The organism is Arthrobacter sp. UYCo732 (assembly GCF_040547265.1).
In the GTDB taxonomy this organism is placed as follows: Bacteria; Actinomycetota; Actinomycetes; order Actinomycetales; family Micrococcaceae; genus Arthrobacter.
On sequence record NZ_JBEPPJ010000039.1, the window covers coordinates 1 to 6,769 of the forward strand.

Here is a 6,769-nt window from a genome sequence, read left to right on the forward strand (position 1 = left end):
CCCACGATTCTCCCAGCCGCCCCTACGAGGACATGGTTATTCTGTCGGCGTTTTAAGAATTAGGGCCTGTCATTTCTGACCCACGCACCTAGTTGAGAGTCCGCCCTTTCGGGGCGCCGTTCCCATGGGCCCAACCCCGTAAGCCTGGACTCCTAACGGCCATATCCTCTCGTTGATGAAATAGCGCGCCGAATCCGAGTCACCTACCGCTACGATTCACAATGCTGGGCCTCGACCAGCCCTGAACAGAGCGACCGTTCGTCTGGATAAAGGATAGTTTTATGAGACTGCGAAAGGCGGCGGCTACGGGCACGTAGGCGGGCCTTGAGTGTCCCTTAAGGTGGCTGCTACGCGGTTGCTGTCGACCTCGAACCGGGCCAGTAGCCGCATCAGGTCGCTGCGGTCCTCGGCGCTCCAGCCTTCCAGCAGCTCATCGATGAGGGAATTTCCCGAACGCTGCAGTGCCTCCCCTGCCCGCTGCCCGGCCTCGGTGAGCACGATCAGTGAGGCCCGCGAATCCATCGGGTCCCCGGAGCGACCAACGAGTCCGGCCTGTTGAAGGCGCGCGGTGATCTTTGAGATGTTGGAGGCTCCGGTGACCATCCGCTCGGCCAGCGCCGAGGGCCGCTGCGCACCGGAGTTGTTCAGAATGGTGAGCAGCGTCAGGCCCCCCGGGTCCAGCACCACACCCTCGCGCGCGGCGACCGCGGTGGTGAAGTCCGGTGCCGTCCATTGCGCCAAGATCCCGTTCAGGATCTCGATCAGGGCCGCGTTCTGCTCCGCTGCCGCCATGGCTAGGCCTCGGTTCCGCCGTCTACGCGCAGCACAACGCCGGTGATGAAGGCGGCCTGGTCTGAAAGCAGGAAGGCGGTGGCGTTGGCGATGTCCTCCGGCTGTCCCAGGCGCTTCATCGGGATTTCCGCGGCGTATCCGGCTTTGGCCTTGGCAGGCAGGGATGCCAGAGCAGCGGTTTCAATGGCCCCCGGCGCGACCGCGTTGACGCGGATGCCCAGTGCCGCGTTTTCCTTGGCAACGCTGCGGGTCAGGGAAACCACCCCGTGCTTTGCCGCTCCATAGGGAGTCAGTTGGGGTGTGGCGCTGATGCCTGCAAGCGAGGCGATGTTCACGATGGAACCTCGTCCCTGCTCCAGGAAGTGTGCGATCTGGGTCTGCATGGCCAGAAAGGTGCCTCGCAGGGTCACGTTGATGGTGCGGTCCCAGTCCGCGGCGGCGATCTCCTGCACGGGCTTAGGCATGGCCCCTACACCTGCGTTGTTCACGGCCATGTCCAAGCGGCCGAAGCTCTCGATTGCGAAGGGAACCAGGGCGTTGACCTCCTCCGCTTCGGCGACATTGGCATGTTTGTAGGCGGCGCGTCCGCCGGCGGCCTCGATGAGAGAAACGGTTTCGGCGCCGGCCTCGTCGTCGACGTCTGAGACGATGACCGAGGCACCATCGGCGGCCAGTCGAATGGCAATTGCACGGCCGATTCCGGCACCCGCTGCGGTGACAAGTGCTACTTGGTTCTCAAAAAGCATGGGAAAGATCTTCTCCTTAAAACATTTTACTGTCGTATGGACAGTATATGCCCGGGAGGTGGCCAGCGGAGCGCGGGCCCGGCAGCACGCCGTCGCTCCGCGGGCACGTTGCAATCGAGGCGCAAAGACCCTCGCGGACCGATGTTTCCCGAAGCAGCGCGCGGCTACCGGGTGACGGCGCACAGGGGCGGTGTTGGAGTTTTAGCCGGAGACGACCTCACGCCGGGATTCCCAGCGCCGTAGCAGCAACGCGACCACCACCGCCGCGGCAATTCCGATCACCGTGAAAATGACACGCTCAATGGTCAGCTCGAAACCGCGCCCGACGTCGCCGAGGGAGGCGAAGATCAACAGCATCGGTGTCAAGGCCATCGCCTGCATTAGGTAGGCCCCTCCCATGGAATACCAGACCAGGCAGAACAAGCACAGCACGGCGACAATGACAGCGCCCCACACCGGCAGGAACAACACGGCCAGCAGGGCCACCGCAGCCCCTAGTAACGTGCCAATAAGGCGCCCGTTCAGGGTCTCGCGGCGCTGGTCTGGCAGTGGCCGCAAGGCCATCAGTACGGTCACCGCGATCCAGTAACCATGGGGAATGTCATTGGACAGGCTCCAGAACATGACCGCGGCGCACAACAGGCCCACCGCCATACCGTGCTCCCAGGCAGTACGTTTTTCCACGGGAAGGGTCGGGGCCTGGAACTTCAGCAGGCGGGTGATGAAGGCACCCACCACGCCACCAGCAAGAATCCACAAGGCCGCGGACCACCAGCTGAGGTTGATAGGACCCGGGCCAAACAGAATCACCATGACCGGGGTCAGCGACAGCAGCCCGGCGGAGCGCTGGTTGGTGACCGAAAAAAGGACCGCAGAGATGAACATGAGCGCCGCGATGGCCCACGGCGTTGAACCGGCCAATGACGCCAACCCGCCAAGTGTGGCACCCAGGACCACCAGCAGCGCCGCCTGGGGCGGCCGACTTACGGGAGTAACCGCCATCCCCAAGCCCATGGCCAGGCCAAATCCCATGCTGGCCGACGGCCCTCCCAGCACGCTCACGATTGCGGAAGGAATCAGGATTGCCACCAAAAGCTTGAACGTTATCGGTAGGGTTCCCGGTTGAGGGCGGCTAAAAATCACCATTGTGTCATTACCTTTGCATGGGTCGGCGGGTAGCAGGAGCACCAACCCTCCGAAGACGGATTTGGTGAACAGACCGGCAGTAACAACCACCATACTGGTGCGAATCCCTCTCGATTCCACGACAGAACACTATTATTCTCATGGCACGAATCGCCCCGGCAATCCGTCCGGTCTGCTACACATGCAAGATGTGCGGGTTTGGCCCAGGACGCTGGCCGCGCATGTCCGCCCATTCACAATTGAACATGGCAGCTGCCGCGAGGGACCAGGCTGCCGGCCGAGCGCACGCTGAGCACGGCTCTTGGTGTCAGCCGGATGACCTTACGCCAGGCCATGGACGGTCTGGAAGACGCCGGCTACATCGACAAGGTCCAGGGCCGCGGCGGCGGCGGGGCATTCGTCGCCCACCCGTTGCCGACGGTGGACATTTCGGACTTGATGGGGCTGAGCAGGCAGCTGCTGCGCACCGCCGGCACCGCGTCCTCACGCCTGCTGGCAGCCGAAACCATGGCCGTCCCGCCGCACGTCGCGAAAGCCCTGGAACTGGCCCCCGGTAAGGAGGCCCACCGAATCCGCCGGATCCGGTTCGCCGACGATATCCCGGTTGTGCTGGAAGATTCATTTTTCCCGGCACACCGGTTTCCCGGCCTGCCGGAACGGGACCTGGCAGGCTCCCTCTACCGGCTCATGGAGCAGGACTATGACCTGGCCCCCGTCTCTGCCAGGGAAGAGCTCCTGCCCGTGCTGGTCACCGGAGCCAAGGCGGAGCTGCTCGGGATCGACCCGGCAGTTCCGATGCTGGAAATCTACCGCACCTCGTGGGCCGCCGCCGGTGAGCCCGTGGAATACTCCGAGGACATCTTCCGGACCGATCGGATGCGGCTGACCGTCGCCGGCCGCGTCCGGGAAGCCGTGCCGGTACCTTTGAAGACTAAAATCCGCTGTTAAACACTGCGTCTCCGCGAAAAACACTGCGTCTCCGCGAACGCCGGGTTCCCGATTACAGCAAGTATGCTCTGACGCTACTCGAACAAGGACCCCCATGCTTCGCAAGGGTGGAGCGGATGCGCTTCGGATCCTTTGCAGGCAGCGAACCGGTCACGCAGCACGCCGAAATCAACAGGGTCACCCGCCTCGGCGACGCCGATCTGCAGTAAAAACTCGTCGGGGAGTCCTTCTACCCGGGTCCCGTCAAAGGATCCTTTATCAAGACGCGGAGGACCGGCCCGTCCTCACTGGTCGAAGCCGAGATTGTGAATCGCAGAGCTATGTGGCGTGGTTCTCGTAGTGCTAAGTGGCGGGGTTTGCCGTTGAGGACCCTCCACCGGACACCGCTTTGGCTGGCTGGCTCAGTCGCCGGTGAACCTGTGTCTCACGGTTGTTATTGCCCGACGCCAACCTGGGGGATCTGCCCACCGGCGTATGGCGCGTGGCTATACAGAGAAGGACCCGGCATCTGGTTTACCCAGATGCCGGGTCCTTCTCAAGCATTCGCGTCAGGAGGCCGGGTTGACCGTCACCGGGACCTTGACGTCCAAGTGCCCCTGCGCTGCCGTGAACTCCGCACGGCCAGTCACGGTGCCAGCCTTCGCCGAGGCCGGCGCGGTCACGCGGACGGTCACGGTCGCAGACTGTCCGGCGGGGAGAGCCGGGACGTTCGCGTCTGTCGCGTTCCAGCCGACGGGCAGCGTCAGCGAGACAGTGCCGCGCGAGAAGGCGTGGTCATCGCGGTTCGTCACGGTGAAGGTGACATCGGCCGAACCGCCCGGTGCCACCGAAGCGGCGCCGGCCGAGAACGTTCCGCACAGCGGGCCGAGCCACCGGGCGTCGAACGTGTCGAACGTGATCGTGTTGTTCGCACCCTCATAGAGGACGCCGTACTGGCCGTTCCCGAGCGCGGTCACGGTCGAATAGCTGGTCGCCAGGCCCGGCGCGAAGGCGCGTGAGGTGCTCCAAGTCGCTCCGTTGTCGCACGAGTAGCGGATCGTTCCGTTGACGCGAGCAAACGGCGGATTGTCGGCGTTGGAGAAGAGGAGCTTCTGCGCGTCGGCCGAGCCCTCGGGCGCGTCCGGGAACATATGCGTGATCGAGGCGTTGTTGCGCGGATCGGTCAGCGTGTGGTCGTACGTAACGGGCCCGTAGGTCTCGCCGCCGTCGTGCGAGATCGCGATCCGGCGACCGCCGCCCCCCGCGTTGTCGCGCGAGTTGAGCATGACATCGCCGTTGGAGAGCTCGACGACCTTGTTCTCGTCCATCTTGGTCCCCACGGGCTGACCCATGTGCCAGCTCTTTCCGTGGTCGTCGGAGTAGACGCTGTATGCCTGGATCTGCTTCGAGCCGTCCATCTGGATGACGGTGCCCGCGAACTGCTGAATGAGGCGCCCCTTATGGGGCCCGTACTGGAGCTGGATGCCCTCACCGGAGGCCGCGAACTGGCCGACGACGCCGCCCACGTTCGCGGCGCCGTTGACGGTGCTGCCCACCGGCTTAACGACGCTCGTGATGAGGGGGCCAGCGAAGCCCGCGTACTTCGAGTTCGGGGCGTAGGACGACGGCGTCGGCAGCGTGGGCTGGTTCGCGGGGTCTGTGGACCACGTCTGACCGCCGTCGGTGGAGACGGAAACCTCGGAGCTGATGACATTGCGGTCGGCGTCGTCGTTGCCGAGCGTGCTCGCGCCGAAGCCCGCATCCTTCGAATAGACGTGGAAGTTGAAGATTGTGCCGGTTTCACGGTCCACGACGTAGCTCGGGTCGCTGAATCCGTAGCGGAGGACGCCGGGCGCCGTGACCTGGCCGCGGGCGACGAACATGGGCGCACCCCACGTCTTGCCGCCGTCGGTGCTGCGGCGCTGAATGATCGAGTTGGGCGACGGGGAGTCGCGACCGTCGGGGCGACCGTCGTAGGAGGCGAGCACGACGCCGTTGCCGAGGCTCGCAAGCCCGACGATCCGGTAGTACTTGCCGAGGACGGGGTCGATCCCGTTGTCGCCGTTAGACGCCAGGACCTGGCTGCTGAAGTGCCCGGCGGCGTCGTCATTGCCGGTGCCGGGCACGGCCTCGGCGGGTGCGGCACCCGCGCCGAGCATGACGGCGCCGAGCGCGACGGCGCCGAGCCTACCGAGCGTGGTACTCGGACGCCGTCGGGCGTACGACTGTTTAGAGGGGTTCATGTCTCTCCTTGAGATCTGCGATGTTGGACATCCCACAACATACCTGTGGCGGGGCTCACTGTCGAGAGGCCCGCTGAAAGAGGGCATGCTTGCGCGGGGCTAGAGCCAATACCGCTCAGTTACCGGCGGACCAGGCTGCGATCCCTGAGAAAGCGGCGGAAACCGCCACGATCGCCACAACTCCTTGCCGCTATTGCCAGCCTGAAAACCAGCATCCGATAACGGGTCCACCTCCTGGCCTAAGAACCACACGGGCAGCCCCTTCAGCGACCAGCACGACCCATCGGAGCCGTGGAACCCAACGCCCAACCAGCGACAACAGGTCCCACCAGCACGCCCAAACCCACAAAAATAAACCCGGAGCAGAATCAAGCCCCCACCCCGCGGCCCCCCGACCGTCATGAAAAATCGAGGCTAGTTGGACGAAGCGAGGTAGCGCGCTCTAGGGTCCTCCCCGCGACACGTCCCGCCGCAAAATGCCATAAAAAGCTGAGATCGTCTCGAAAACGAAGGATTTCAAGAACAGCTTGATTCGAGAATGGCGGTCCTTGCGGCAAGTGGCCGCACGTACCGTCATTCTGCCGGGTGTTCTGAGATACCGTTTGTCGCCTGGGAGTGGTTCGGTCCCTTCGTTGGCGGCTCTGCGTGGGTTGCCGGGGGTATCGGGTACTTTCGCATGGTCGTGCTTGGAGCGGCTTTGCTGGTCTGGGGAGTGGAGGCTATAGCGACCAGATCGCGGGCCGGTCCTGCCGGGGGTGTGGCGCCGGTGGCCCAGATCGCGGTCAGGGGCCGGCGCATCGGCGTCCCGGAAACGGGTATTGCTACCAGTCGATGCAGGAGAAGGTCATCGCGTACCGCCAAGGCAGCCAGGACCCCGGGGCCGGTGCCGGCCGCTATGGCTGTCCGGACGGCTGC

General features: G+C 64.4%; 6 protein-coding genes. 1 reads left to right on the forward strand and 5 read right to left on the reverse strand.

Annotated elements, in window-relative coordinates; genetic code table 11:
- Window positions 1-303: 303 nt before the first annotated feature.
- From ABIB45_RS22230 to ABIB45_RS22240, 3 genes are all read right to left on the reverse strand, one after another.
- Window positions 304-792, reverse strand: coding sequence for a MarR family winged helix-turn-helix transcriptional regulator (locus ABIB45_RS22230; RefSeq protein ID WP_354218003.1), 489 nt, complete (start codon window positions 790-792; stop codon window positions 304-306).
- Between the two features lie 2 nt (window positions 793-794).
- Window positions 795-1,538, reverse strand: coding sequence for an SDR family NAD(P)-dependent oxidoreductase (locus ABIB45_RS22235; RefSeq protein WP_354218004.1), 744 nt, complete (start codon window positions 1,536-1,538; stop codon window positions 795-797).
- Between the two features lie 201 nt (window positions 1,539-1,739).
- Window positions 1,740-2,777, reverse strand: coding sequence for an FUSC family protein (locus ABIB45_RS22240; RefSeq protein ID WP_354218006.1), 1,038 nt, complete (start codon window positions 2,775-2,777; stop codon window positions 1,740-1,742).
- 159 nt (window positions 2,778-2,936) lie between these two features.
- Here ABIB45_RS22240 and ABIB45_RS22245 point away from each other — a divergent pair, with 159 nt between their 5' ends.
- Window positions 2,937-3,632, forward strand: coding sequence for a GntR family transcriptional regulator (locus tag ABIB45_RS22245; RefSeq protein ID WP_354218009.1), 696 nt, complete (start codon window positions 2,937-2,939; stop codon window positions 3,630-3,632).
- Window positions 3,633-4,180: 548 nt separating this feature from the next.
- On the opposite strand, the gene ABIB45_RS22250 is transcribed toward ABIB45_RS22245, so the two are convergent.
- Window positions 4,181-5,854, reverse strand: a complete 1,674-nt coding sequence (locus tag ABIB45_RS22250) for an exo-alpha-sialidase (RefSeq protein ID WP_354218007.1) — start codon at window positions 5,852-5,854, stop codon at window positions 4,181-4,183.
- Window positions 5,855-6,427: 573 nt separating this feature from the next.
- Window positions 6,428-6,769, reverse strand: a 342-nt coding sequence (locus tag ABIB45_RS22255) for a LysR substrate-binding domain-containing protein (RefSeq protein WP_354218008.1), incomplete at its 5' end; no start/stop codon positions are given.